This is a genomic window from Streptomyces sp. VRA16 Mangrove soil, from assembly GCF_017377775.1.
GTDB lineage: Bacteria > Actinomycetota > Actinomycetes > Streptomycetales > Streptomycetaceae > Streptomyces.
The window spans coordinates 229,460-253,248 of the sequence record NZ_JAFVLN010000001.1; the positions used below are offsets into that span (position 1 = coordinate 229,460).

A 23,789-nucleotide genomic window follows, 5' to 3' on the forward strand; every position below is an offset into this window, starting at 1 on the left:
CTCAGTCCAAGGAAACACGATCAGGCTGCTCAAGATCCGCCACGCGCTGCTGCGGCGACAGCTCCATGCCCAGGTCCCGCAGCGTCGCGTCGAGCACCGCCCACACGGAGCGGCACAGCATGGCGTGCAACTCCTCCTTGGACTGCTCACGCTCGGGATCGTGGACCCACTGATTGACCGCGGTGTCCACGAACCCCACGATCCCGACCGCGACCGAACGGATCGGCGCGTCCTGCACCCCAAGTGCCCTGAGCACGTCCCCGAAGCGGTCGCTCAGCATCAGCGCGATGGCCGTCTTGGTGTCCGCCACCAGTGAGCCGTCACCCATCGTGTGTTCCGCGACGCCCATGTAGGCGTACAGGCGCGGGTGTTGGGCAACCCAGTCGAGATGCGCGCCCACGACGCGACGTACGGAGTCCTCGATCGTTCCCTCGAAGGTCAGCGTGGGCTCCATGCGACGCATGAACGACTCCACCACGCGTCGGCGGATCAACTCGTCCAGCGTGGCGCGGTCCTTGAAGTGCCGGTAGAGCACGGAGCGCGGCAGACCAACGCGCTCGGCCAGCCGCTGCACCCGGAAGCGTGTGCCCTCTTCCTCGATGAGCTCGACCGCCGCGTCCACCAACTCGACCTGGCGCTGCGCCTTGTGCCCGTCCCAGCGGGTGGAGCGTCTGTCGGTCTGCGGTTCGCCGCCGGTTCTCTCCGCCACGCCATCAGGATATCGGACCGGCTGCGGGCGCACGGCGCTTGACCAGCCAAGTTGGCGGACGGAGCGCTGTAGGGCGTCAGTTGCGCAGGTGACGCGTGGGGGGCATTCAGGCCATGGCATGGGTGGTGGTCAGGCTCTCTTTCACCTGCCGGGAGGGCGCGTCCGCGACGATCTCGGGGCGGCCGGCGGCGATTCCGTCCAGGGCGAGGGCGGCGACGACGGCCGGGTCGGTGACCACGGCCTTGCTGTCGTCGCTGTCCCAGGTCGCGCACGGTCATGGTGGCCGTCTGCGGGGCGTTGCCGAACCGGTCGATGATCTTGAGTGTCACGTCGTGCTGGGTGGGCTCGATGCGAAAGTCGACCGAGGTGCGGACGGAGGAACCGTCCGCGGCGCTCGCCGTGAGATAGCCGCCGTACCGGCCGTGCGTCAGGCCGTTCGGGTCGAGCGTGACCGTGACCTCGGCGGTGCCGCCGGCGGGGACGGTCAGCCGGTCGCCGTCCAGGGTGGCCCCGGACAGCGTGAGGGCGTCGCCGGCACCCGCCACGGACATGGCCAGGGTGGTGTGCGCGTCGCTCGTGTCGCTGTTGTGAAAGGTGAGGGTGCGGGTCCGGGTGGGGAGCGTGCCGCTCTGCCAGGGTACGTCGGCGAAGTCGGTGGTGCCGGAGACCTGGAGCGTGGCGTCCAGAGCCGCCGGTATGTCGATGCGGCCGGCCCCCAAGCTGGTAGACGGTGGAGTCCTTTGAGGCGGCGGCGTGCGCGGTGAGCGCGCTCTTGATCTGCTGCCCGTTCCACTCCGGGTGACGCTGGGCCAGGATCGCGGCGGCGTCGGCGACATGCGGGGTGGCCATGGACGTACCGGAGAGCGTCGTGTAGTACGCGCCGACGTTCACCGCACCGTCGATGGTCGTGCCCGCCGCTCGGGCGGCCACGATGCCGACGCCGGGGGCGGTCACGTCGGGCTTGATCGCCATGTCGCCGAGGCGCGGGCCGCGGCTGGAGAAGTTCGCGAGGGTGTCGTACGAGTCGACCGCGCCGACGGTGAGGGCGGAGTCGGCGGTACCGGGCGAGCCGAGGGTGCTGTCGCCCGCGGTCCGGCCACGAGGCGGCACGTCCCGTCTGTCAACAGTGCCCTGTGCGACTCAACGGCCTTTGGCGTACGTGCTATTGGCGGCTCCCCGCCCAGATTCCCCGTTCCGGGCGGGCCAGGAAGAGCATGGCCGCGGCGCCGACCAGGAGCAGCGCTCCGGTGAGGGCGAACGCCGCGTTCAGGCCGGTGTTGCTGTTGGGGGCGGCGTCGAGGAGGACGCCGACGAGCCACGGGCCCACGAGCGTGGACAACTGCCCGAGTCCGAAGCCCGTCAGCAGTGCCGCCGCGCGCTGGCGAACCGGCGCCACCTCCGCGATGGTGGCCAGGCCGAAGGGGATGAACACCCCGTAGAGCGGGAACCCGAGGACGACCACCCCCAGCGCGAGGTATCCGTCGCCGAGCAGCGGCAGTGCCAGCATGGACACGGCGCTGCCGAGGAGCAGCAGGCCCCCGGGCAGCGAGCGGGTGGCCCGCACCGAACGTCCTGCGCGACAGCCTCGGTCGGCCAGGTAGCAGAAGGCGAGGGTGCAGATCAGGTCGGTGGTCCAGGCCGCACCGTTCACGAAGCCCATCGCAGTGCCCTTCACGTGCAGCACCCGGCTGATCAAGGTGGGCAGCCAGTTGGTGACGACGGCCGCCGTCCACGTGGCGCCGAACAGGCCGAGCACGCACGCGATCCAGGTCCGCGAGCGGAACATGGCCCGATAGTCGGGCTTCGCGCCGCGCCGGTCGTGCGCGGCCGCGTCCACGGCCACGGAGAAGGGGCCCTCCCGGCCGACAATGAGCCAGAGCAACGCCCAGCCGGCCGAGGCGAGGGACAGGAGGGTGAACACGGCGCGCCAGCCGTGCGCCACCGTCGCCCAGGCGAGTACGGGACTGGACACCGCGACGCCCAGGCTCGTCCCCGCCATGACGATGCCCCCGGGGAAGGCGCGCCCCTGCGGCGGGAACCAGCTGTACGTGAGCCCGCCGGCCAGTGCGGGGCCCGGGCCGAGGGACGCGCCGAGCAGCATCCGGCAGGCCATCAGCCCGCCGATGCCGAGCGGCAGCGTCATCGGCGCCTGGGTGACCGCCCAGGCTGTCGCGCAGACGAGCAGCAGCCGGCGGACGGGGATACGGGTACTGGCGAGCCCCGCGGCCAGCGTGCCGGCAGCGAACAGGAAGTACGAGCTGCCGACGATCAGGCCGAACTCGGCGTAGGACAGGCCGAGGTCATGGGAGAGGGGATCCGCGACCAGGCCGAGGGCGGCCTTGTTGGCGAAGGCGAGGAACAGGAACAGGAAGACGAACACGGTCATCGACCATGCGCGGGCACGCGAGGGCGTGTCCCCGTGCGTCGGGTCCGGGGTGAGGGCGGTCACGGTGGACTCCGCAGGGAGGGACGGACAGCGTTACGGGGCATCAGATGGCCCCCGGGCCGCGGTGTCCGCGTGGACCAAGCGGACCGGGTGGGCGGCGGACGCGGCCGGGAGAGGAGCCCGGCGACGGAGCTCTCTCCGAACGGCCCCTGGCGGGCGTGCAGTTGCCCGCCGAGTGGGGCCAACAGGGCGGACGGCGGGCGGGGGTTGCCTTGCGGTGCGCCATGGTGGGCATTGTCCTGGCGCCCGCCGTGCGAGGTGCCCTTTTCGAAGGATGAAGACCACCTGCTCATGCGCGTCCTGTCCGCCCTCGCGGCGCCACGCACGGTGCGCCCCGGCCGGGGCGGGGGCGAAGTCCGTGAGCGTCGGCCGCCTCGGCCAGGTGCCACCTACCATGGAGCCATGGCGACACCGGGTTTGAAGTGGCAGAGAAGCCAACTCCCCGCGGAGAGCACTTCGTTGATCGGCCGGGACGCCGACGTCGCCACCGTCCGCGCCCTGCTGGCCGAGGCCCGTATGGTCACCTTGCTCGGCCCCGGTGGGGTCGGCAAGACCCGGGTCGCGATCCGCGCCGCCGCCGGCCTCGGCGCCGACTTCCCGGACGGCGTCCAGCTCATCGAGCTGTCCGGGGTCTCCGGAGCGGCCATGGTCCCGCACGCCGTCGCTGCTTCCCTGGGCCTGTCGGAGACCGACGGCCGAGGCCCGCTCGACCTGCTGGTCGAGCACTTCGCAGAGGCCCGCGCCCTGCTCGTGCTCGACACCTGCGAGCATCAGGTGGACGCCTGCGCCCTGCTCGCCGAGATCCTGCTCAGCTCCTGCCCCGGACTGAAGCTGCTGCTCACCAGCCGGCAGGCGCTCGACGTGCCCGCCGAACACGTGCTGAGCGTGCAGCCGCTCGGGCTGTCCGCCTCGGTCGCCCTGTTCGCGGAGCGGGGCGCCGCCTCCCGCCCCGGCTTTGCGATCACCGTGGCGACCCGCCCCTTGGTGGAGTCCGTCTGCCGCCGCCTGGACGGCATGCCGCTCGCCCTGGAACTGGCCGCGGTGCAGCTGCGCGCGCTGGCCCTAGAGCAACTCGAGCGCCGTCTCGCGGACCGTTTCCGGGCGCTCGGCCGAGGGCGCACCGTGCATCCACGGCACCAGACCCTGCGCACCGCCATCGACTGGTCCCATGGTCTGTGCTCTCCCGAGGAGCAGGAGTTGTGGGCCCGTCTGTCCGTCTTCGCCGGGGGTTTCGACCTGGCGACCGCCGAGGCGGTGTGCGCGGACGGGACGCTCGACCCGTACGACCTGGTGGACCATCTGATCGGCCTGGTGGACAAGTCGATCGTGATCCGCGAGGAATCCGACGAGGGGGCGGGCGCGGGGGAGTCGGGCGACCGCTACCGCATGCTCGACACGCTCCGTGAATACGGCGCCGAACGGCTCGCCGCAGCCGGCGCGGCGGACGAACTGGCTCTGCGGCACCGCGATCACTTCCTGCGGCTGGCCCTGCGGTCCGCGCCCCAGTTCCACGGCGCCCGGCAGGTGGAGTGGACGCACCGGCTCGACCGCGACAGTGACAACTTCCGGGCGGCCCTGGAGTGGTCGCTGACCACTCCGGGAGAGGCCGCTGCCGCCGTACGCCTGTGCGGGGCGCTCGACCTGCTGTGGTTCTGTGCGGGCCGGGCCAATGAGGGCACGACCTGGAGCGAACGGGTGGCGGCGGCCGCCCCCGAGGCTCCCGTTGCGGACCGTGCCAAGCTCGCCGATCAGTTCGCCCGACTGCGTTTCCTGCGGGGCGACATCACCATCGCCGCCGAGTTGGCCCGATACGCCGCGGTGTTGTACGGGGACGCGAACGCCCCCGAAGACGCCGCGTACATCCGCGCGTTCGCGGCGGAGGTGGTCGTGCGCCTCGTAGGCGACCCGTCGGCCGCCCGGGAATCCGAGGCGGAACTGGGCCGGCTGGTCAACGACGGCGCCGATGTTCGGCTGCGGTTCCGGCGCCACTGCCTGATCGCCGCCCGGTTGGAAAAGGAACACGACATCGAAGGGGCGCTCGCCGAACACCGTCGGGCGGCCACCGCGCTCCCCGTCGGCGAAGTGTGGTGGACGGTCCAGTGCCGCTTGCACGTGACGAAGTCGGAAATCAGCGCGGGCCGTCCCGAAGTCGCCCTGCGCGAGGGCCGCACCGCGCTGCGCCTCCTGGGCCGCCTCGGCGACCGGCTGACCACCGGCGAGGTGCTGATGCTGCTGGCCCTGGTGTCCATCGATCAGGAGCGGTTCGTGGACGCGGCGGTGCTGCAGGGCGCGGCCGACGCGAGCCGGCGGACCGCCACCCGGCTCTGGGAGCAGGCGGGCCCCGGGATGCGCGAGCTGTACGGGCCCCGCCGGGCCCGTGCCGAAGCCGCCCTAGGCTCCGACCTGTACGCACGCCATTACGAGGAGGGCCGCGCCCTCGGGCTTCCGGCGGCCGTGGCCCGCGCCTTGTCCCGCCCGCCCGAGGAGCGGGCCCCCACCGAACCGGTGGAGTGCCCGCTCGACCGCCTCACGCGCCGCGAACGCGAGGTCGCCGCGCTGGTCCACCAGGGCATGTCCAACCGGACGGTTGCCGAGCACCTGGTCATCTCCAAGCGGACCGTGGACGCACATGTCGAACACATCCTGGCCAAACTCGGCTTCGCTTCCCGCAGTCAGATCGTGGCTCTTTTGGGAGACATGAAGGGGGAGGCCGTCGCCGCCGAATTCCAGGACAGGACAAGGTAGTTCGGGCCCGTCGATGTGGCGGCAAGCCGTGACCCCGGACCGAAGCCCCGTCCGTTCCCGTACGCGGGAAGGCCTTCATGCCGCGATCCGTGGGCTCGGGATCACTTCGACGGCAGCCCTTGTGGCGTCAGAACCGTCCGGCGACCGGCAGTTCGTGGATCCCGGGCATGGGCTCGCTATCGGGTACCGGGCCTGTGCCGCGCCGACCACGCCTCTTGTGGAGGGGGCGCCGTCGACTCCCGTACGACGAGTTCCGTGGCGAGTTCGATGTGGTGGGACTCGACCCGCTCGCTGTTCGCCAGGCGCAGCGCGGTGCGCAGCGCGATGCCGCCCATCTCGCGCAGGGGCTGGCGCACGGTGGTGAGGGGCGGTGATGTCATCCGGGCCAGGTGTGTGTCGTCGAAGCCGACCACGCTCAGGTCCTCGGGGATGCGCAGGCCGCGGACCCGGGCCGCCTCGATGATGCCGAGGGCGATCTCGTCGTTGCCCGCGAAGAGGGCCGTCGGCGGTTCGTCCAGGTCGAGGAGCGCGGCGGCGCCGAGCAGGCCGGTGCGGTGGGTGAACTCGCCGTGCCGGACGTACGCGGCGGGCGTCGGGGCGCCCGCCGCCTCCAGAGCGGCGCGGTAGCCGTGCACGCGGGCCTGGTTGCACACGGCCATGGTCGGTCCGCCGAGATAGCCGATGCGGCGGTGGCCGAGACGGAGCAGATGCTCGGTCGCGGCCAGGCCGCCGGCGAAGTTGGTGGCCCCCACGCTGTGGACCCGGCTGTGCGGCAGATGGAGCGGGTCCAGGACGACCAGCGGAAGCCCGGCCCTGGCCAACTCCCTGACATGCGTGGCCGTGTACATGCTGGTGACCGCGATCAGGGCGCGCCGTCCGGCCGACACGAGGTCCCGGGCCCAGTGCGGGGCGGGTGACGCCTTGCTGATCACGACCGACGCGCCCAGTTCGGCGGCGGCCTCGATGATGCCCTCCAGCGCCTCGGCCGAATACGTCTTGAGGTCGTTGTTGAACTGCACCTCGATCGTCAGGCTCTGGGCGGTCTCGGTGTGCCGGAACACAGGGGCCAGGTATTCGTGTTCACGCAGCAGTTCCTGCACCCGTGCACGGGTTTGCGGTGCCACGTCACTGCGGTCGTTGACCACTTTGGACACGGTCGCCACGGAGACCCCCGCCTCGCGGGCGATGGTCGCCAGGGTGGTGCGTCTAGCTTGCGGTGGCATCTGCTTCTTCCAGGGTTACGTCCACCGGCGTGGTGAGCCGCCGGTCGTGGCCGACCTCCCGGGTGGGGCCCGTCAATCGTACGGCAGCCCGGCAGGGCAGATTCTGCGACGAGTCGCCGACCTGCACCTCCACCTCGCCGGGTTCGACGATCCGGGCGAGAGCGCGGCCGGTGAACGCGGTCCGGTCGGCGTGCACCCGGAAGGCCACCCGCGCGCTCGCCCCCGGGGCCAGGTCGACCTGGGCGAAGCCGGTCAACTGCCGCACAGGGCGGCTGACTTGGGCGACAGGGTCGCGCAGGTACAGCTGGACGACCTCGCGTCCTGGCCTGGCGCCGGTGTTGCGCACCCGTACCGACACCGTGAACTCGCCGTCGGTGGGGACGTCGTGCGCGCTGACGTGAAGGTCGTCGATCTCGAACGTGGTGTACGAGCCGCCGTGGCCGAAGGGGAACAGCGGTGTCGGGTCGACGCTGCTGATGCCCTGCGTGTGCGCGCCGAGGGGCGGTTGCAGGTACGTACCGGGCTGGCCGCCGGGGCGGCGCGGGATCTGTACCGGCAGCCTTCCTGCCGGCTGGACGCGTCCCGACAGCACACCCGCGATCGCCGCGGCGCCCTCCTGCCCCGGCATGAACGCCTGGACGAGGCCGGCGGACCGCGGATGCACCTCGCCCAGCGCGTACGGGCGGCCGGAGAGCACGACCACGACCACGGGCGTCCCGGTGGCGAACAGTTGCGCCAGCAACTCAGCCTGGACGCCGGGTAGTCGCAGGTCCTCCACGTCGCATCCCTCGCCCGACGTGCCGTTGCCGAACAGGCCCGCGCGGTCGCCCACCACCGCGATGCACAGCTCCGCGCCGCGGGCCGCGGCCGCCGCCGCGGCGAAACCGGACCGGTCCTCCTCGCGCACGTCGCAGCCCGGCTCGAAGACGATCTCGGCGTCCGGGAATTCGGCGCGCAGCGCCTCCACGACGGTCGGCGCCGAGATGCCGAGCGGGAGGCCGGGGTGGCGAGGCAGCACGTGGTTCGGAAAGGCGTAACAGCCCATCAGAGTGCGCGCATCGGCCGCGCAGGGCCCCACCACGGCGACCCGGGCCGGCGCGGTACGCCCCGCGTCGGGGTCGACGAGCGGCAGCGCGCTGCCCGCGTCGAGCAGGATCACGGACCGCTCGGCCAGTTCGCGGGCCAGCTTCCGGTTCTCCGGCGAGTTCAGGTCTCTCGCCGCGGCCGGGGCGAGAGAACCCTCGGGCGTCCAGCCGGGGTCGAGGAGGCCCAACTCGACCTTCTGCGTGAGCAGTCGGCGTACCGCCCGGTCGAGCAGGGACTCCGGAAGTTCGCCCCGCCGGACCCGGTCCTCCAGGTGCCGGCCGAAGGTGAGCGTGTCCGGCAGCTCCACGTCGATGCCCGCTTCGAGTGCCATGACGCCCGCCTCGTCGAAGTCGGCCGCCACCCCGTGCAGGCCGGCGAGGAACGCGAGCGATCCGTAGTCGGAGACGACGGTTCCGGTGAACCCCCAATCGTCGCGCAGGAGTTGGGTCAGCAGCCAGGGGTCGGCGCCGGCCGGGACGCCGTCGATGTCGGAGTAGGAGTTCATCACGGAACGGGCGCCGCCCACCGCGATCGCCGTCTCGAACGGCGGCAGGATGACATCCATCAGCTCGCGGCGGCCCATGGGTACGGGGCCGTGGTTGCGGGCACCGCGCGCGGCCGAGTACCCGGCGAAGTGCTTCAGGGTGGCGATGACGCCCGCGCCCTCCACCCCGCCGACGTACGCGGCACCGAGTGTCGACACCAGGTAGGGGTCCTCGCCCATGGTCTCCTCGACCCGGCCCCATCGGTAGTCCCGCACCACGTCCAGGACCGGTGCGAGCCCCTGGTGCACACCGGACGCACGCAGGTCCCGCCCGATCGCCCGGCCGAGGCGGCGCACCAGGTCCGGGTCGAAGGCCGCCGCCCACGCGAGCGGAGCGGGGTAGACGGTGGCGCCGTAGGTGTTGAACCCGGTGAGACACTCCTCGTGGGCCAGGGCCGGGATGCCGAGCCGCGATCCCTTGACGACGGTGTGCTGCTGCGCGACCAGGAGAGCGGTGCCCTCCTCCGCGTTCACCGGACGGCTGCCGTACACCCGCGTGAGATGGCCGAGCCCGTCCCGCGCCGCCTCCTCGAGCGGAATGCGTCCCGCCTCCTTGAACACGGCCTCCAGGGGCGCCACTTGAGGCCGCTCGGCCTCCCCGCCACCTTCGTCGTCGCCCGCTTCGGACCCCATGAAGTTGCCGAGCCAGCGGCTGCCGAGCTGCGCGACCTTCTCCGCCACCGTCATCTCGGCCAGCAGCGCGTCGACCCGCTCGGACACGGGCAGGGAGGGGTCCTGCCAGCGCGGCACGACCTGCCCCGTCGACGGAAGTGATTCGGCCGTAGTCATCCGTGTCCTCCTCTGGCTCTGCCTGCGGCCGCATCATCTCGAAACATTTTCGATGTCTGCCGCGGCTTTCGGGAGTGTCGTGTCAGGTTGAAGGTATGCAGAAGTGCCTTGCCCCACAAGGTTGTTGTGGATGTCTTGACAGCCCTCAACCCGCTACCTAATTTGCACTCACGAGCTGAACGCTGGCTGGATTTCGAAAAGTTTTCACGGCGGCTCATGAGTGGCCGGTGGCTCTCGAGTGCGGAGAACAGACATGGAAATCCCCCTCTCACGACGTCCCCTCTCAAGACGAACCGTCCTCGGTGTCGCCGCCGGCGTCCCGCTCTCCGCGGCGCTCGCGGCCTGCGGCTCGTCCGGGCCGACCAAGAGCGGTGCCGACGGCAAAGGGGCCACGTACTGGTACCTGAGCGGTCAGCCCGACGAGGACGTCAGAGCCAATGCGGTGAAGGCCTTCAACAAGGTCCACCCCAAGACTCAGATCGTCGGCACCTCCTTCCAGAACGACGCGTTCAAGACGAAGATCAAGACCGCGATCGGTGCCGGGAAGGCGCCCACCATCATCAAGAGCTGGGGCGGCGGGACGCTGCGCAGCTACGTGGAGGCGGACCAGGTCGAGGATCTGACCCCGTGGTTCGAGCAGCACCCCGAGGTCAAGAACAAGATCTTCCCCACCGCGTTCGCCGCGGCGACCGTGAGCGGCAAGATCTACGCGATGCCCGTCGAGCGGGTGCAGCCCATCATCCTTTACTACAACAAAAAGGTCTTCGACAAGGTCGGTGTGGAGCCGCCGCAGTCGTGGGACGACATCATGGCGCTGGTGCCCAAGTTCAATGCCAAGGGCATCGCCCCGTTCTCCCTCGGCGGTCAGTCCCGGTGGACGAACATGATGTGGCTGGAGTTCCTCTTCGACCGCATCGGCGGGCCCGAGGTGTTCCAGGCCGTCTTCGACGGCGAGAAGAACGCCTGGTCCAACCCCGCCGCCATCAAGGCCCTGGGCATGGTGCAGGACCTCGTCAAGGCCAGGGGTTTCATCAAGGGCTTCTCGTCGATCACCGCGGACTCCAACGCCGACCAGGCACTGCTGTACACCGGTAAGGCCGCGATGATGCTGCACGGCTCCTGGTCGTACGGCATCCAGAAGCACGACGGCGGTGACTTCGTCTCCAGCGGCGGCCTGGGCTTCATGAACTTCCCGCCCGTCGCGGGCGGCAAGGGCGATCCGAGCAACACCGTCGGCAACCCCGGCGAGTACCTGTCCATCTCTTCGAAGGCGAGCGCCGCGGAGCAGAAGACCGCCAAGGAGTTCTTCGCCCAGGGCATGCTGCAGGACGCCGAGGTCAAGGCGTGGATCGACGGCGGCGGCGTACCGGTCAAGCTGGGCACGGAGAAGCTGCTCGCCGCGTCCAAGGACGCCGCCTTCCTGCAGTTCACCTACGACATCGCCACCAAGGCCAAGACGTTCAGCCAGTCCTGGGACCAGGCGCTCAGCCCGACGGCGGCGGAGACGCTGCTCGACAACATCGTCAAGCTGTTCCAACTGTCCATCTCTCCCAAGCAGTTCGCCGCCAACCTCAACGAGGTCATCGGGACATGACCTCGCTCGCCACCCGTCCGCCCCGTCGCGGTCAGCGCAGCATCCTGCCGTGGCTGACCGTGCCGGCGCTCGTGCTCTTCGTCGGTTTCGCCGTCGTCCCGCTCGTCGGAGTCCTCGCGCTCAGCTTCACCACCTGGGACGGCATCGGCGCCCTCCACCCTTCGGGGTTCACCAGCTGGCGGGCGGTGCTGACCAGTCCCGGTCTTCCGCACGCGGTGTGGGTGACGTTCGAGGTCATGATCGCCTCCTGGGCGTTCCAGACCCCGGTGAGCATTCTGCTCGGCACGTTCATGGCGGGCCGCCAGCGCTACCGGGCGCTTCTGGGGGTGGTGTACTTCATCCCGCTGCTGCTCAGCTCCGCGGCGATCGCCGTCGCGTACAAGGCGCTGCTCAATCCCACCTTCGGGCTGGGCGCGGGCCTGGGGATCGATTGGCTCAGCAAGGACTGGCTGGGACGGCCGGGACTCGCGTTGGGCGTCGTCGTCTTCGCCGTCTCCTGGCAGTTCGTCCCGTTCCACTCGCTGATCTATCAGGGCGGTGTGCAGCAGATTCCCAAGTCCCTCTACGAGGCCGCGCAGTTGGACGGCGCCGGACGGATCCGGCAGTTCTTCAGCATCACGCTGCCCCAGCTGAAATACACCATCATCACCTCGTCGACGTTGATGGTGGTCGGATCGCTGACCTTCTTCGACCTGATCTACGTCCTGACCGAGGGCGGCCCCGGGGATGCCACCCGGGTCCTCGCGCTCGACATGTACAAGCGGGGCTTCCAGGCCAACCTGATGGGCCCGGCCAGCGCCATCGCGGTCATCCTCGTCCTGGTGGGTCTCGCCTTCGCCCTGCTGCTGCGCCGGCTCGGCGGCAAGGACGCCGCCGCGAGCCAGCTCGAAGGGGCCTGACGTGACGACCACTCTGACCAAGGCGCGGCGCCAGGAGGACACCACCCGCCGCGAGCGTCGCCCGCGCCGCGCCGCCCGGCGCCGCAACTGGTTCGGCGGCCTGACCGGCTGGCTCTGGCTCGTCGTGGTCGCCCTGCCCCTGTACTGGACGCTCATCACCAGCTTCAAACAGCAGAGCACCTACTACGCGAGCAACCCGCTGGTCCCGTCGGGCGACCCCACGCTCGACAACTACCGCCTCGTCCTCGAATCCGACTTCGTCGGCTACTTCGTCAACAGCGTCGTGGTCACCGTCGGCGCGGTGGTGCCGGCGGTCGCGTTCTCCTTCATGGCCGCCTACGCGATCGTGCGCGGCGGGCGTACACGCTACCTGCGCACGGTCAACGGCCTCTTCCTGATGGGCCTGGCCATCCCGCTGCAGGCGACGGTGATCCCGCTGTACCTGATCATCATCAGGCTGCACCTGTACGACAGCCTGCTGGCGCTGGTCCTCCCGTCGATCGCCTTCGCCATCCCGCTGTCCGTCCTCGTCCTCGCCAACTTCATCCGCGACGTGCCCAAGGAGCTGTTCGACTCGATGCGGGTCGACGGGGCCACCGAGTGGGCCACCCTGTGGCGCCTCGCGGCCCCGCTCACCCGCCCCGCCATCCTCACCGTGACCATCTTCAACGCGCTGAGCATCTGGAACGGATTCCTGCTCCCGCTGATTCTCACGCAGAGCCCCGACAAGCGGACCCTGCCGCTCGCGCTGTGGACCTTCCAGGGCCAGTACGGCGTCAACGTCCCGGCCGTCCTCGCTGCCGTCGTCCTCACCACGCTGCCGATCCTGATCCTGTACGCGTTCGGCCGTCGGCAACTGCTCAGCGGTCTGACGGCCGGTTTCAGCAGATGACCGGGCCGCCGGACCAGCTGGGGGCGGAGCCTGCTGTCGCGCGGCGTGCGCCGGCAGCTACGAGGCTATGACGCCGCCCGTACGACGGTCAGTGTCACATCGCCGTTCCGGTAGGACACCCTGAACAAGTGGTGGCCCGCGTTGAGGATCCGCCGTTCCGGCAGGGAGCGGAACGTGCCCCGGATCGAGTCGCCGCTCATGATCGTCAGAACGGTGCCCGGAGTGAGGGACGCGCGGACGTCCAGGGTGAGTTCGCCGCGCAGCACCAGGTCGCCCGCGGCCCGCACGCTCGTGCAGTCGTGGTCGCCGGAGACGGTGACGGCGAGGCGTCCCGCATGGCCGAAGGTCACGTCGCCGCCGACGGTCAGGACGTTGCCGGGGGTGATCTCGGTGAGGGTGACGGACAGCGCGGACGCCGCTTCCTTGGACGACAGACCGGGCTGCAGGACGCCTCGGTGGACATCGATGTCGCCGGCCACGGAACCGCTCCCACCGAGCGTGCCGCCCTTGACGGTGATCGAGCTTGCGTGCGAGCCGGTGATCGAAAGCTTCCCGGCCGCCACCGTCGTGCCACCCTCGTAGGAGTCGTCGCCCGCCATGATCAGCGTTCCGGGGCCTCGCTTGGTCAGAGAGGCCGTGTAGAGGTCTTCGTTGATCCGGTTCCGGATGTAGGCCGCGCGTGCGTCCATCCATTCCTTTCGCCACTTGACGGCGTCCTCATAGGCGATCTTGTCGTACATCTCGGGTCGGCCGTCGGTGATGGCCTGGACATGAGGATCGGCCAGAATGCCCTGCAGCACGAAGGCATGTTCGTCAAGAGTGCCGTCCGGGTTCAGTACGTTGGGGCTGAACTCACCGGCGCAGGCGATGCCTTGCTCCTCGTAACGCGTCAGCCACTGAAGATCTTCCTTTTCCCTTTCCTTGACCGCGATCTGGCTGATGTCGTTCGACCAGACGTCCAAGGGTGCTTTGTCCATGGTGTAGGTCATGGGGCCCAGGAGCTGACCGGGGCCGTACATGCCCTTGGCCAGATCGGGGATCCCCCAGCCCCAGCGCTCGTCCGGAACGCCGTCGGGCGCGGTCCAGGCGATGGATTTCCCGCTGGGGGAGGTCTGCCCGGCGCCGAGGAATGTCACGCCGTCGGACATCTTGTTGTTCGCCGTGGTACACATCACCTCGCGGACCTGCTTGGCGTCCATGTTCGGATAACGGGAGAGCAGAACTCCCATCACGGCTGTCGCGACGGGCGTCGCCGGCGATGTGCCGCTCGAGTTCGCATAGGTGGTGTCACCGCCGCTGTTCGTGGTGCGCACACTGTTGGAAGGGGTGGACACGGTCCACCATTTGGCGAGTCCCGCCTCGTTGTACCCGAATTGCTTCGTGTATTCGGGGTTGGTCGCCGTGGGCGGTTGCACCCCGCCCACCGCTATCCACTGGTTTTCTGCCGAGGGGTTGAAGAAGGGATACGCCGGGCGGAAGTACGGGTTGCTCCAGTCGTTGTTGCCTGCCGACCTCACGTTGACGGTGCCGCTGTCCTTGATGGCGTGCCAGATGGCGTCCATGAAGGAACGTCCGGGATATCTGGGGTTGTACTGAATGCCGCCTTCCGAATAGCTCTTCTTGAAGAAGAAGTACTGGTACTCCAGATCCTTCAAGTCCTCGTTGGGGATGATGGTCGCCATTGCCGTGGCGCCGGCGCTGTCCTTGCCGGGCAGTTGGTAGGCATGGGCGAGATTGCCGCTCACCCCAAGGTCGTTCCCCAAGCCGTCGAAGCGGGTTCTGTCAAGAGTCTGGACGTAAGAGCCCCAGCTGCTGTTGATGACCTGGGCTCCTGCGTCGACCAGGGCCTTGTTGGCTGTGTACCAGTACACGTAATCGTGGAAAGGGCCGTGGGACTGGGTGTCGGAACCGCTGGTCTTGGCAACGTACATCTTCGATCCGAAGGCGATCCCGTGCTGCTCTTTTCCGTCGCGTATGCCGGAGGTGACTCCGAGCATTCCGGTCCCGTGCCCGTAGTCACTGGTTCTCGCCTGATCGCCGGCCACGGTGAACGGCTCGCCGGCGGTGAACGGGTTCGCCGGGGTAGCCGTGTTTCGATATCCGAAGCCGGATGTGCCGTAGACGCCCTCCGCTCGCACCGGAATGATTCGCCCGGTCTGAAATGATTCATGCGTAACTCTGTAGCCCGAATCCATCATGCCCAGCGCGACGCCGCGCCCGCAGTACCCCAGGGCGTAGGCGGTGGACGCGTTCACCGCGACGAGCTGCCACGGGGAATTGACCTCTGTGCCAGAAGTGGCCGGATTGTGGCCGGTGTAGTAGCCGTATTCAGGGGTTTCCCAACTGGCTCTAGCGGCGTCCAGCTCCGCCGGACTCGTGGCGACAAAGCCGGGGTCTCCCGGGTACGAACACTGGGCGCAGCCTTCCGGGTACGCCGGCCCGCTGCCCGTTCGGCCGGAGTCGGACAGTGCGCCGGTCCTGGACGATGCCGAGGCGATTCCGGTGGGCAGAAGCGCGACGCCTACTCCGGCAGCAAGGCCGGCTCCCAGTTGCCGTACGAACTGTCGACGACTCGTGGATCCCTTGCTCATCTCTGGCTCCTTCTCGACGGGTCGATATCTCTGACGGGTCGGGGCAGAATGCTGCCCCCGGCCCCATGGTCGATACGTGCTGGTCAGGATGGAACGATGCGCTGTTCTGTCGCCTCTGCGAGGCGCCGGGTGCCGACGGCATTGCGCGGGATTCCGGTCGCGGCGATTCAGGGTGGGAATGAAGCGAACTGTGCGGCCGTGAGTCGCGGCCCGATCGGCCCTTGCGAACCGGCGCGGTGCTCGCATCCTTGCGGCAGTAGATGCGAACACAGGGAAGCCTGCCACGTCGGAACGACGGACTGCTGCTCTCCCATGCACAGCCTCCCCAGGTGATCAGCAGATTAGACTTCGGCGGAAGCGCCTCGTCAAGAGGGCAACATCCGTCCATCAGAGGGTGTTTGAGCGACATTCCGTATTGATGCGCGGAACTGTCGGAGGGTGGTTTTTCAGGGGGTTATGGGTGATGAAACACCCGGAAGATCCCGCTCTCCCGCGGCGGCTTCTTCTGCGCAAGGCGCGCCAGGGGCAGGTGCGGCCCCCTCCGTGGCGGAGCGCTGCGGCGGCTCCGCGCACCCTGCGCCGGGCGACGGGCATTGCGCATTCGGCCGTCACTGTTCAATATGGTTACGTGAATCATGCCTTCCCTTGCGGGACCCTTCCCCTGGACTTCGTCGGTACTCTGCGCGCGCGGCGCAATGAGCTGCCCACGGAGAAGCTCGCCACGCCCGATCTGCTCGATGACTGGTTCGTGGAGTCCGGGATGGTCGACGAACCGCCCCGGGCCGACGAGGTCGACCTGGAGACCGCGATCGATCTGCGTGAAGCGATCTACTCGCTGGTGGCGGCCCGGCTCGCGGGCGAGAGTCTGCCCGGCGCCGATGTCGCCGAGGTGAACCGGCAGGCCGCGGGCCTGCCGGTGAAGACGCAGCTCGTCGAGGGCCAGGTGCGGCACACGGCGTCCGTCTCCCAGGCGCTCGCGACCCTCGCCCGTCACACGATCGAGATCGTCGGCGGTGACGAGGCGGCTCTGCTGCGTGAGTGCGCGCGCCCCGAGTGCACCCAGGTCTACCTCGACCGGTCGCGCGGCCACCGGCGTGAGTGGTGCGCCATGCGGACCTGCGGCAACCGGGTCAAGGCCGCCGCCTACCGGGCGCGTAAAAGTCCCGCCGGGGCCTGAGTCCGGCACATGCTCTGAGGGCCGGGTTCGATCGACAACTCAACATGTAACCGTCTTGACGGGTGACGGAATGAGGGGGAGACTCGTGACTGTCCGGATGACACACGGACGTGATCCACGAAGTGGAGGACGGTCATGAACCACACCATCACCACGGACCCCGCCGCGGCGGTGCGGGCCGCGCGGTTCGGCAAGCTCCCCGAACGGATTCGCTTCGAGGAGATGACCGAGGGCGTGGACACCGAGGCGGAGTCCCGGCAGGCCGCCACGTACAACCCCGAGGGTCAGTGGCAGTACTACTCGTGCCTGGCCCTCGACCTGGGGCTGTAGCAGAGCGGGCGTACATGTGCCGGTCCGGTGCGAGCCGCACATGTGCGCAGAGCCCCGGCCGGTTGTGCGTCGGCGTTCCCGGGGCGGCCGTTCGCCGCACGAAGTCCCGGACCGCGCCGGCGAACGGCTCCGGCTTTATGGGCCCGACACGACGCGCGGAGCGCAGCAGGGAACGGCAGTTGTTGCGTACGACCAGGGGCAGCCAAGGACCGACGGCCTCGGGGTCGTGCACGTCCACGATGTGGCTCAGGGCGACCAGCTCAGCAGAGCCAGGGCCGACAAGTCGCCCGCCTGCGTACCTGCCTTCCCGGAACCGGCACATGCATGTCCGTCGGGCGGCGGTCCGCTGATCAGTCGGACGGCGCCGCGGGGTCCTGGAGCAGGTGCGCCGTCGCGAAGTCCCAGTCGGCGGCGGAGAGCTCCTGGCCGGCGGGCACGAGCTCGTACGTGTGCTCCAGCCACTCGGCGAGCGGTGGTACGGGCAGCTCGAACAGGGCCGCCATGTCACCGGAGGCCAGTTGCAGCCGGGCGGTGGGCCGGTCTCCCTCCGGACACGTCGGCCAGATCTGCACGTCACCGAGACCGCTGGCCGAGCACAGCCCCTGCCGGAGCAGATCGCGGCCGATCCGCCACAGGACGCCGGCACCGCCCTGGATGAGGAACTCCACGCTGACGACCAGCGGGGCCCCGGGGTCGAACCGGAACTCCGCCCTGATGGCCTGCCGGAGCGAGACGCCCAGCACGCGCTCGATGTCGAGGACCAGCTCAAGGCTGTCGTACGGCGCCGTCCTGGGAGCCTGTACACCGGGATGGTTGCCGCTCATGACGGGAGAACCCTTCTCTGGGGCGGAAGCTGACCCGGCCCACTCTCGTCCCCGAGCAACCGTCGTACATAAGTAGGTTGACCGTCCGGCTGCGTCGATTTCGACGGCGGGCACGGGGATCGATGTCCGAGAAGCGGATCTCTGTCCGATTCTGTCCACTCGGAGTGGTGGCCGCTGACCGCGAGGACACGCCTTGTGCCGGCCGGTGCCCGCCGACATTAAGTCATTCGACTGTCGCCCCTGGACATGACGCTGAACGATCCTGGATCCGTCGCCCGCGTGCCGGTGCCGGACGAAGGTCGTCATGCTCGGAGGAGCCAACCGTGAACCGTACTCCCGTCGTCTTCATCCATGGTGTGTGGCTGCACGCGCTGTCCTGGGAGCCGTGGGCCGAGCGCTTCGCCGACCGGGGGTTCCTCGCGTTCACGCCCGGCTGGCCGGGAGAGGCGGCCGCCGCCCGCGACCTGCGCGAGAAGCCCGGGTCCTGGGGCGACATCGGCCTGGACGCGTTGATGGAGCACTACGCGGACATCGTGCGCTCCTTCGACCGGGCGCCGGTCATCATCGGGCACTCCGTCGGCGGGCTCATCGCGCAGCACCTCATCGGCGTCAACATCGGCCGGGCCGCGGTGGCCATCGCACCCGCCCCCGTCAACGACATCCTGATGCACGACGCCACGCCCGGACTCCGGATGCCGGATCAGGGCGGCGTCGACCCCCTGGTGTCGCTGTCCCCTGAGCAGTTCCGCGAGGTCCTCGCGAACACCGTCGACGCGGCGGAGGCCGCGTGCCTCTTCGAAAGGTACGTGGTGCCCGCCCCCCGCCGGCTCCTCACGGACCTGGGCTGCGCGGGCGCCGTCCGTAGCCCGCACGCCGTGGCGGACGTCGGCAACACCGGCCGGGGCCCGCTGCTGCTGATCTCCGGTCAGGAGGACCTGCTCGTCCCGGACTCCGTCACCAGGGCCGCGTACAAGGCGTACGGCGACTCCACGGCCACGACGGACCTCAAGCAGTTCGCGGACCGCGCCCACTCCCTCGTCGTGGACGACGGATGGCGCCTCGTCGCCGACTACGTGCTCGGCTGGCTCGACGAGCAGGGCATCCGGGCGCACGAGGGTTAGAGCCTGTCTCCCGGATCCCTCCGTCGCCCGGAGGGGGCCCCGGCGTCTGGTGCGGCGAGAGTGCGTGCCAGGCGCCGCGGGGCAGGAGGGGTCCGGGCGACAGGCCCTAGGTGTTCTGCCCGTCCGGGACCCTGCCCAGCGCGTCGCGCAGGGCGGCGCGGGACGTGATGCCGAGCTTGGGGAAGACCCGGTAGAGGTGTGAGCTGACCGTGCGGGGCGACAGGTGCATCCGCTGGCCGATCTCCTTGTTGGTCAGTCCGCTCGCCGCGAGATCGGCGATCCGGCGCTCCTGCCAGGTCAGGGCCGTGAGGTGGGTGGAGGGTGTGAGGGAGGAGGCGCCGGTGGCCCGGAGTTCGGCGCCGGCGCGCTCGGCCCACGTGGGCGCGCCGAGTCGTTCGAAGGTCTCCGCGGCGAGGGTGAGGGGGATCCGGGCGGCCTTGCGTCCCTGGGTGTGGCGGAGGTGGATGCCGTGGGCGAGGTGGATGCGGGCGAGGTCGTAGGGGAAGTGGGCGCTGTGGGGGTGGGTTTCGGCCTGTTTGAAGAGGGTTTCGGCCTCGGTGGGGTCGGGGGTGGTCATGGCGAGGGCGCCATGGGTGATGAGGGCGAGGCGGGGGGAGACGCCGGGAAGGTTCGCTTCCTGGGCGGCGAGGGCGTGGGTGCGGGCCTGATCGGCGCGGCCGGTGTGGAGAGCGGCTTCGACGAGGTCGAGGAGGGTGCGCGAGGCCTGGTGGGCGTACGGCGCGAAGGAACCGGGGGGTGTGATGCCGATGGCGTGCAGGTAGGCGGCCTCGTAGTCGCCCTCGGCGAGGGCGGCGGTGGTGCCGACGGCGTCGGCGATCTGGGTGAGGAACCCGACGCCCCGGGGGCGGGCCCAGGTGTCGACCGTCGCCTGTAGTTCACGGGCGCGCTCGGCCTCGCCCCGCAGCGCGGCCAGCAGCGCGAGATACGCGCGGGTGTGGTGGGCGAACAACGCGTTGTGGTTCGAGGTCGCCAGCTCCAGGCTGCGCTGTCCGGTCCGCTCGGCCTCGGTCCACTCACCGACCGCGATCTGGTCGAGCATGATCAGGTGCAGCATGGTGATGCCGACGCCCATCGCCCCGGTCTCGACCTCGCGGTCCACGCTGCGCTGCAACTGCCGCCGGTAGAGGCTGAGGGCGTCCACGTGATAGGCGGTGGTCCCCAGCCGCGTGATGTCCCACGGATCCAGGTTCTGTACGTCGGCGACGGCGCGTTCCACACGCTCGTACATCCCCGCGCCATGGCGCACGGCGTCACCCCAGGTGTTCTGGTAGACGCGTGAGACGGCCGGCACCAAGTCGCCCAGGGAGTCGAGGAGTTCATGCGTCCGCTCCCACGCTGTCGCGTCACTCGCGTACTGGTTGATGGCCAGCAGCAGGTTGATCAGCCGCGTCAGCACCTCGTTCGGCTCTCGCAGGGTCTCCCGCATGGTTTCGATCGCCGTGACGACCTGGTGACGGGAGGAGCGCACGTCCCCGTCCTCGTACAGCGCGACGTACGCCGACGTGACCACCGAATCCGGGGAACCGCCGCTGCCGGAGGCCGAGTTCGAACGGACCAGCTGCTGGGCCCGGTCCAGCTGGCCGGCCTGCCCGGCGATGAAGGCCGCGCTGCCCAGCCGCCTGGCGCGCTCCTCGTGGCTCTCGCTGAGCTCCGCGGCGCGGGTCAGCCAGGACACGGCGGCCTTCGCGCCGCCGCGCAGGGTGGCGGAGTCCGCGGCGGCCTCCAGCGTGGCAGCGACCTCCTCGCTGGGGTCGACCGTCGACGCCGCCAGGTGCGTGGCACGCCGTTCCAGATCGTCACGGTGCACCTGGGCCAGCACGGCGTGCGCCGCGTGCCGTTCGTTGGGCGTCGCCATCTGCACCACGGTCGAGCGGACCAGGGGATGCCGGAAGACGAAGTCGCCGGTGAGCGGATCGATGTCCAGCAGCCCGCAGTCCGCCGCCTCGTCGGCCCCGGCCATCCGGTAGCGGGTGCCGCGCGGGCTGCCCGCCGCCGCACCGGCACCGTCGAGGGCGCCGCGCAGCAGCTCCGCGCGTACGTCGTCGCCGAGCGCCTCGATCCGGGAGCCGTACACCTGCTGCAGACGCACGGGCAGCGGGATGCCGGAGTACCCGAGCAGTTCCTCGACCGTGCGCCCCGACCGACGTACGTACGGCGGCAGTTCGAGCAGCGCCAGCGCGTTGCCCTGGGCCTCGTCCAGGACCAGGCGGCGGATCCTTGGATCGAGCCCCGGGTGCCGCAGGTCGAGGAGCTGCTCGGAGGCCTGCTCCGACAGCGTCGTCACCGGCAGTTCCGGCAGCGCGGCGGTGTCGAAGCCCGAGGACAGGTCCGAGCGGAGCACGACGATGAGCTTCACCGAACTGCCGGTCAGCCGGCGCCCCACGAAACCGCACACCTCGGTGCTGGAGGCGTCCAGCCATTGGCCGTCGTCCAGCACGAGCATCAGGGGCTTCTGCGACGCCGCGAGCGAGAGCAGGTCGAGCACGGCGATGCCGAGGGTCATGACCGAGGGGGGTGCCCCTTCGCTCCGGCCGAAGACGACGTCGAACAACCTGCGGTGCGTGTCGTCAAGCCGGTCGATGAAGGACAGCAGCGGGTACAGGAACTGGTGCAGGCCGGCGAACGGCAGCTCCGACTCCGCCTCGACGCCGGCGGCGCGGACGACCCGGTGCTCGTGGGCCGCCGCGAGTCCGGCCACGTGTTCCAGCAGGGCGCTCTTGCCGACACCCGTGTCGCCGCGCAGTACGAGCGACCGGCCTCCGGCATCGGCCACGAACGCCGAGAGCACCTCCTGCTCGCTCTCGCGGCCGACCATTGTCCCCAGGAACGACTCCATGGTCCCCCACTCCCTTCTCCGCTGAACCGGCCCCCGCCAGGGCTCATATGTGCTCCTCGCACACCCTCACACCACGCAGCAGAGTAGATGCACCCAGATGTTTCGTCATCTCGTGCGGCCGAAAAGCTTCGGCCGACAGTCGCCGGTCGCGCCCAACGGCCCTGGTGAGGCAGCGGATACGCGCATCCGCTGCGCACGAGGAACAGCCGAGGGGGCCGCCGGCCCGGGGATCCGGTCCACCCGCAACACATGTGCGTCGAGAGCGAGAAACATGGGACCCTGGTGCCGGGCCGGTTCCGGGCGCCTCTTAAGGTGTGGGTATGACTCAGCACCGCAAGGGCCTCGTCCTCGACTTCGGTGGTGTGCTGACCACGCCGCTGGTGCCCGCCGCGCTCGCCTTCGAAAAGCGCGCGGGACTGGCGGAGGGGACGCTGCTCACCGGCCTCTACCTCGACCCCGAGGGGATCCGGATCACCGAGGCACTGGAGCGCGGCACGCTCACCCAGACCCAGTGGAACGAAGCTGCCGCGAGGCTGCTCGGCATCGCGCCGGACAACCTGATGGGCCGTATCTTCGCTGACCTGCGCCCCGAGCCGGCCGTGCTCGCCGCCGCGGCCGCCGCCCGCCGGGCCGGTCGCAAGGTCGGCATTCTCTCGAACTCCGTCGGCCTCTCCCCGTGGGATCTCTACGACGGCTACGAGATCGCGGAGCGCTACGACGCCGTGGTGCTCTCGGAGCAGCACGGACTGCGCAAGCCCGACCCGGAGATCTTCCGCGTCGTGCTGGACCAACTCGGCCTGCGCGCCGAGGAATGCGTGTTCGTCGACGACACCGAGCAGTACCTGGCGCCCGCCGCGGCCCTGGGATTCGCCACCGTCCACGCCGTGGAACCCGGCGCGACGGTCGCCGCGCTCGAAACCCTGCTGGACCTCCCGCTCACCCACGAGGACCCGGACCGGGTCACCTCCTGAGGAGACAGCCGGTGCGACTTGGCCCGGCCCTGCCGGCCTTCGGCCCCGACGCCCACCCGGACGGCATCCTCCCGATCTTCCGTACCGGCGAGGACATGGGCTGGGCTACGACTCGCTGTGGACCGGCGACCGCGTGCCGGCCCCGCGCACCCCGAGCGCGCCGTACCCGAACAGCGACGGCACGATGCCGCGTGCCTACGACAACACCCGCGACCGTGGCCGAACGGATCGACCTGGCGGGACGCTTCCTCGAAGGGGCCCGGCGCGGCTGACGGAGCGGTGCCGGCGGGCACCCTGAACCTCCCGCCGCTTCGACGGCCCTCGGGAACACCCGGACACCGGAGTTCCCGAGGGCCGTCCATGCGTCAGGACGCTCCGAGACCGTGCAGAAGTGTGTCGACGACGATGTCCGCCGCCCGCGCGGGGCTCAACTCGGGCTGCTGCCGCGACACGAGGTGCATCAGCTGCGGCAGCAGCGCGCTCGCCCAGCCCTCCGGCAGGCCGGGGCGCAGGAGCCCTTCGTCCGTGGCGCGCCGGAGGAACGCGTCGACCTCGTCCACGGACGCGTCGCGACGGGCGCGGACGCTGTCCTCGGCGAGCATGCGGGTGAGGTCGACGGGCCAGGTGCGGTTGACGGCGATGATGTTCTCGACGTAGCGGTGCAGGGCGACGGCGACGGGTGCTTCGCGCAGGCGGGCGTCCTCGATGGCGCGCTCGATGGCTTCCAGGCGGGATGCGTAGATCGCGGCGAGGAGTTCCTCGCGGGAGGCGAAGCGGCGGTAGACGGTGCGGCGGTCCACGCCTGCCTCGGTGGCGATGCTCGCGATGCTCGTGCCGGGGTCGGCGGCGAGCATGCGTGCCCCGGTCGTCAGGACTGCTTCCAGATTGCGTGCTGCGTCGGCTCTCACCCCACCGAGTCTAGTGGCGAAATGTGCAGCCTAGGACCTCTAGCGCCTCTCACGAGTAGACCCATACCCAATAAGTGCTACAG

The 23,789-nt window shown here is 69.9% G+C and carries 17 protein-coding genes and 1 pseudogene; 8 read left to right on the top strand and 10 right to left on the bottom strand.

Annotation, left to right across the window (positions count from 1 at the left end; translation table 11 throughout):
* Window position 1: 1 nt before the first annotated feature.
* The 4 genes and pseudogenes from J3486_RS00955 to J3486_RS00965 all read right to left on the bottom strand — a co-directional run bounded on the left by J3486_RS00955 (window position 2) and on the right by J3486_RS00965 (window position 3,158).
* A complete protein-coding gene (locus J3486_RS00955; protein WP_207817973.1) occupies window positions 2–709 on the bottom strand; it encodes a TetR/AcrR family transcriptional regulator in 708 nt (235 codons plus the stop codon).
* Between the two features lie 106 nt (window positions 710–815).
* Entirely contained in the window at window positions 816–947 is a 132-nt protein-coding gene (locus J3486_RS43775; protein WP_307804705.1) for a hypothetical protein, read from the bottom strand.
* A gap of 509 nt (window positions 948–1,456) precedes the next feature.
* A pseudogene (locus J3486_RS43780) lies at window positions 1,457–1,819 on the bottom strand (S8 family serine peptidase); the annotation flags it as partial.
* 52 nt (window positions 1,820–1,871) lie between these two features.
* Window positions 1,872–3,158, bottom strand: a complete 1,287-nt coding sequence (locus tag J3486_RS00965) for an MFS transporter (RefSeq protein ID WP_207817975.1) — start codon at window positions 3,156–3,158, stop codon at window positions 1,872–1,874.
* 399 nt (window positions 3,159–3,557) lie between these two features.
* On the opposite strand from J3486_RS00965, the gene J3486_RS44595 reads away from it, so the two are divergent.
* Window positions 3,558–5,900 carry a LuxR C-terminal-related transcriptional regulator gene (locus J3486_RS44595; protein ID WP_207817976.1) on the top strand — a complete coding sequence of 781 codons (2,343 nt, stop codon included), beginning with the start codon at window positions 3,558–3,560 and terminating at the stop codon, window positions 5,898–5,900.
* Between the two features lie 176 nt (window positions 5,901–6,076).
* On the opposite strand, the gene J3486_RS00975 is transcribed toward J3486_RS44595, so the two are convergent.
* Together J3486_RS00975 and J3486_RS00980 are read right to left on the bottom strand one after the other, a co-directional pair.
* On the bottom strand, window positions 6,077–7,123 hold the full coding sequence (locus J3486_RS00975; protein ID WP_207817977.1) for a LacI family DNA-binding transcriptional regulator: 1,047 nt from the start codon (window positions 7,121–7,123) through the stop codon (window positions 6,077–6,079).
* Complete coding sequence (locus tag J3486_RS00980) at window positions 7,107–9,542, bottom strand: glycoside hydrolase family 3 N-terminal domain-containing protein (protein WP_207817978.1); 2,436 nt, start codon at window positions 9,540–9,542, stop codon at window positions 7,107–7,109. The genes J3486_RS00975 and J3486_RS00980 overlap by 17 nt, the downstream gene beginning before the upstream one ends.
* Window positions 9,543–9,795: 253 nt before the next feature.
* Here J3486_RS00980 and J3486_RS00985 point away from each other — a divergent pair, with 253 nt between their 5' ends.
* Genes J3486_RS00985 through J3486_RS00995 form a run of 3 tightly spaced genes read left to right on the top strand, consistent with a single transcriptional unit; the run spans window position 9,796 to window position 12,927 of the window.
* Entirely contained in the window at window positions 9,796–11,136 is a 1,341-nt protein-coding gene (locus J3486_RS00985) for an extracellular solute-binding protein (protein WP_207817979.1), read from the top strand.
* Window positions 11,133–12,035 (top strand): carbohydrate ABC transporter permease, encoded by a 903-nt coding sequence (locus J3486_RS00990; protein WP_207817980.1) that lies wholly within the window; start codon window positions 11,133–11,135, stop codon window positions 12,033–12,035. The genes J3486_RS00985 and J3486_RS00990 overlap by 4 nt, the downstream gene beginning before the upstream one ends.
* 1 nt (window position 12,036) lies before the next feature.
* A complete protein-coding gene (locus J3486_RS00995) occupies window positions 12,037–12,927 on the top strand; it encodes a carbohydrate ABC transporter permease (RefSeq protein ID WP_207817981.1) in 891 nt (296 codons plus the stop codon).
* 65 nt (window positions 12,928–12,992) lie between these two features.
* Here J3486_RS00995 and J3486_RS01000 read toward each other — a convergent pair whose 3' ends face one another.
* Window positions 12,993–15,518: a S8 family serine peptidase gene (locus J3486_RS01000; protein WP_207817982.1), complete on the bottom strand. Its 2,526-nt coding sequence runs from the start codon at window positions 15,516–15,518 to the stop codon at window positions 12,993–12,995.
* 628 nt (window positions 15,519–16,146) lie between these two features.
* Here J3486_RS01000 and J3486_RS01005 point away from each other — a divergent pair.
* Together J3486_RS01005 and J3486_RS01010 are read left to right on the top strand one after the other, a co-directional pair.
* Complete coding sequence (locus tag J3486_RS01005) at window positions 16,147–16,695, top strand: ABATE domain-containing protein (RefSeq protein WP_207817983.1); 549 nt, start codon at window positions 16,147–16,149, stop codon at window positions 16,693–16,695.
* Between the two features lie 135 nt (window positions 16,696–16,830).
* Window positions 16,831–17,025 (top strand): hypothetical protein, encoded by a 195-nt coding sequence (locus J3486_RS01010; RefSeq protein ID WP_207817984.1) that lies wholly within the window; start codon window positions 16,831–16,833, stop codon window positions 17,023–17,025.
* Window positions 17,026–17,375: 350 nt separating this feature from the next.
* Here J3486_RS01010 and J3486_RS01015 read toward each other — a convergent pair whose 3' ends face one another.
* Window positions 17,376–17,849, bottom strand: a complete 474-nt coding sequence (locus tag J3486_RS01015) for an SsgA family sporulation/cell division regulator (protein ID WP_207817985.1) — start codon at window positions 17,847–17,849, stop codon at window positions 17,376–17,378.
* Between the two features lie 323 nt (window positions 17,850–18,172).
* Here J3486_RS01015 and J3486_RS01020 point away from each other — a divergent pair, with 323 nt between their 5' ends.
* Entirely contained in the window at window positions 18,173–18,970 is a 798-nt protein-coding gene (locus J3486_RS01020) for an alpha/beta hydrolase (RefSeq protein ID WP_207817986.1), read from the top strand.
* Window positions 18,971–19,076: 106 nt separating this feature from the next.
* Here J3486_RS01020 and J3486_RS01025 read toward each other — a convergent pair whose 3' ends face one another.
* Window positions 19,077–21,827, bottom strand: coding sequence for a LuxR family transcriptional regulator (locus J3486_RS01025; protein ID WP_207817987.1), 2,751 nt, complete (start codon window positions 21,825–21,827; stop codon window positions 19,077–19,079).
* Window positions 21,828–22,147: 320 nt separating this feature from the next.
* Between J3486_RS01025 and J3486_RS01030 the strand changes: the two genes are divergently transcribed.
* Window positions 22,148–22,798: an HAD-IA family hydrolase gene (locus J3486_RS01030; RefSeq protein ID WP_207817988.1), complete on the top strand. Its 651-nt coding sequence runs from the start codon at window positions 22,148–22,150 to the stop codon at window positions 22,796–22,798.
* A gap of 365 nt (window positions 22,799–23,163) precedes the next feature.
* On the opposite strand, the gene J3486_RS01035 is transcribed toward J3486_RS01030, so the two are convergent.
* On the bottom strand, window positions 23,164–23,652 hold the full coding sequence (locus J3486_RS01035; protein ID WP_207818881.1) for a TetR/AcrR family transcriptional regulator: 489 nt from the start codon (window positions 23,650–23,652) through the stop codon (window positions 23,164–23,166).
* Window positions 23,653–23,789: the final 137 nt, after the last annotated feature.

Excerpts from the sequence above, each read along its gene's own strand:
- J3486_RS44595 (WP_207817976.1), top strand. The coding sequence starts at position 3,558 with ATGGCGACACCGGGTTTGAAGTGGCAGAGAAGCCAACTCCCCGCGGAG.
- J3486_RS00975 (WP_207817977.1), bottom strand. The coding sequence starts at position 7,123 with ATGCCACCGCAAGCTAGACGCACCACCCTGGCGACCATCGCCCGCGAG.
- J3486_RS00980 (WP_207817978.1), bottom strand. The coding sequence starts at position 9,542 with ATGACTACGGCCGAATCACTTCCGTCGACGGGGCAGGTCGTGCCGCGC.
- J3486_RS00985 (WP_207817979.1), top strand. The coding sequence starts at position 9,796 with ATGGAAATCCCCCTCTCACGACGTCCCCTCTCAAGACGAACCGTCCTC.
- J3486_RS00990 (WP_207817980.1), top strand. The coding sequence starts at position 11,133 with ATGACCTCGCTCGCCACCCGTCCGCCCCGTCGCGGTCAGCGCAGCATC.
- J3486_RS01000 (WP_207817982.1), bottom strand. The coding sequence starts at position 15,518 with ATGAGCAAGGGATCCACGAGTCGTCGACAGTTCGTACGGCAACTGGGA.
- J3486_RS01010 (WP_207817984.1), top strand. The coding sequence starts at position 16,831 with ATGAACCACACCATCACCACGGACCCCGCCGCGGCGGTGCGGGCCGCG.
- J3486_RS01015 (WP_207817985.1), bottom strand. The coding sequence starts at position 17,849 with ATGAGCGGCAACCATCCCGGTGTACAGGCTCCCAGGACGGCGCCGTAC.
- J3486_RS01025 (WP_207817987.1), bottom strand. The coding sequence starts at position 21,827 with ATGGAGTCGTTCCTGGGGACAATGGTCGGCCGCGAGAGCGAGCAGGAG.
- J3486_RS01030 (WP_207817988.1), top strand. The coding sequence starts at position 22,148 with ATGACTCAGCACCGCAAGGGCCTCGTCCTCGACTTCGGTGGTGTGCTG.
- J3486_RS01035 (WP_207818881.1), bottom strand. The coding sequence starts at position 23,652 with ATGCTCGCCGCCGACCCCGGCACGAGCATCGCGAGCATCGCCACCGAG.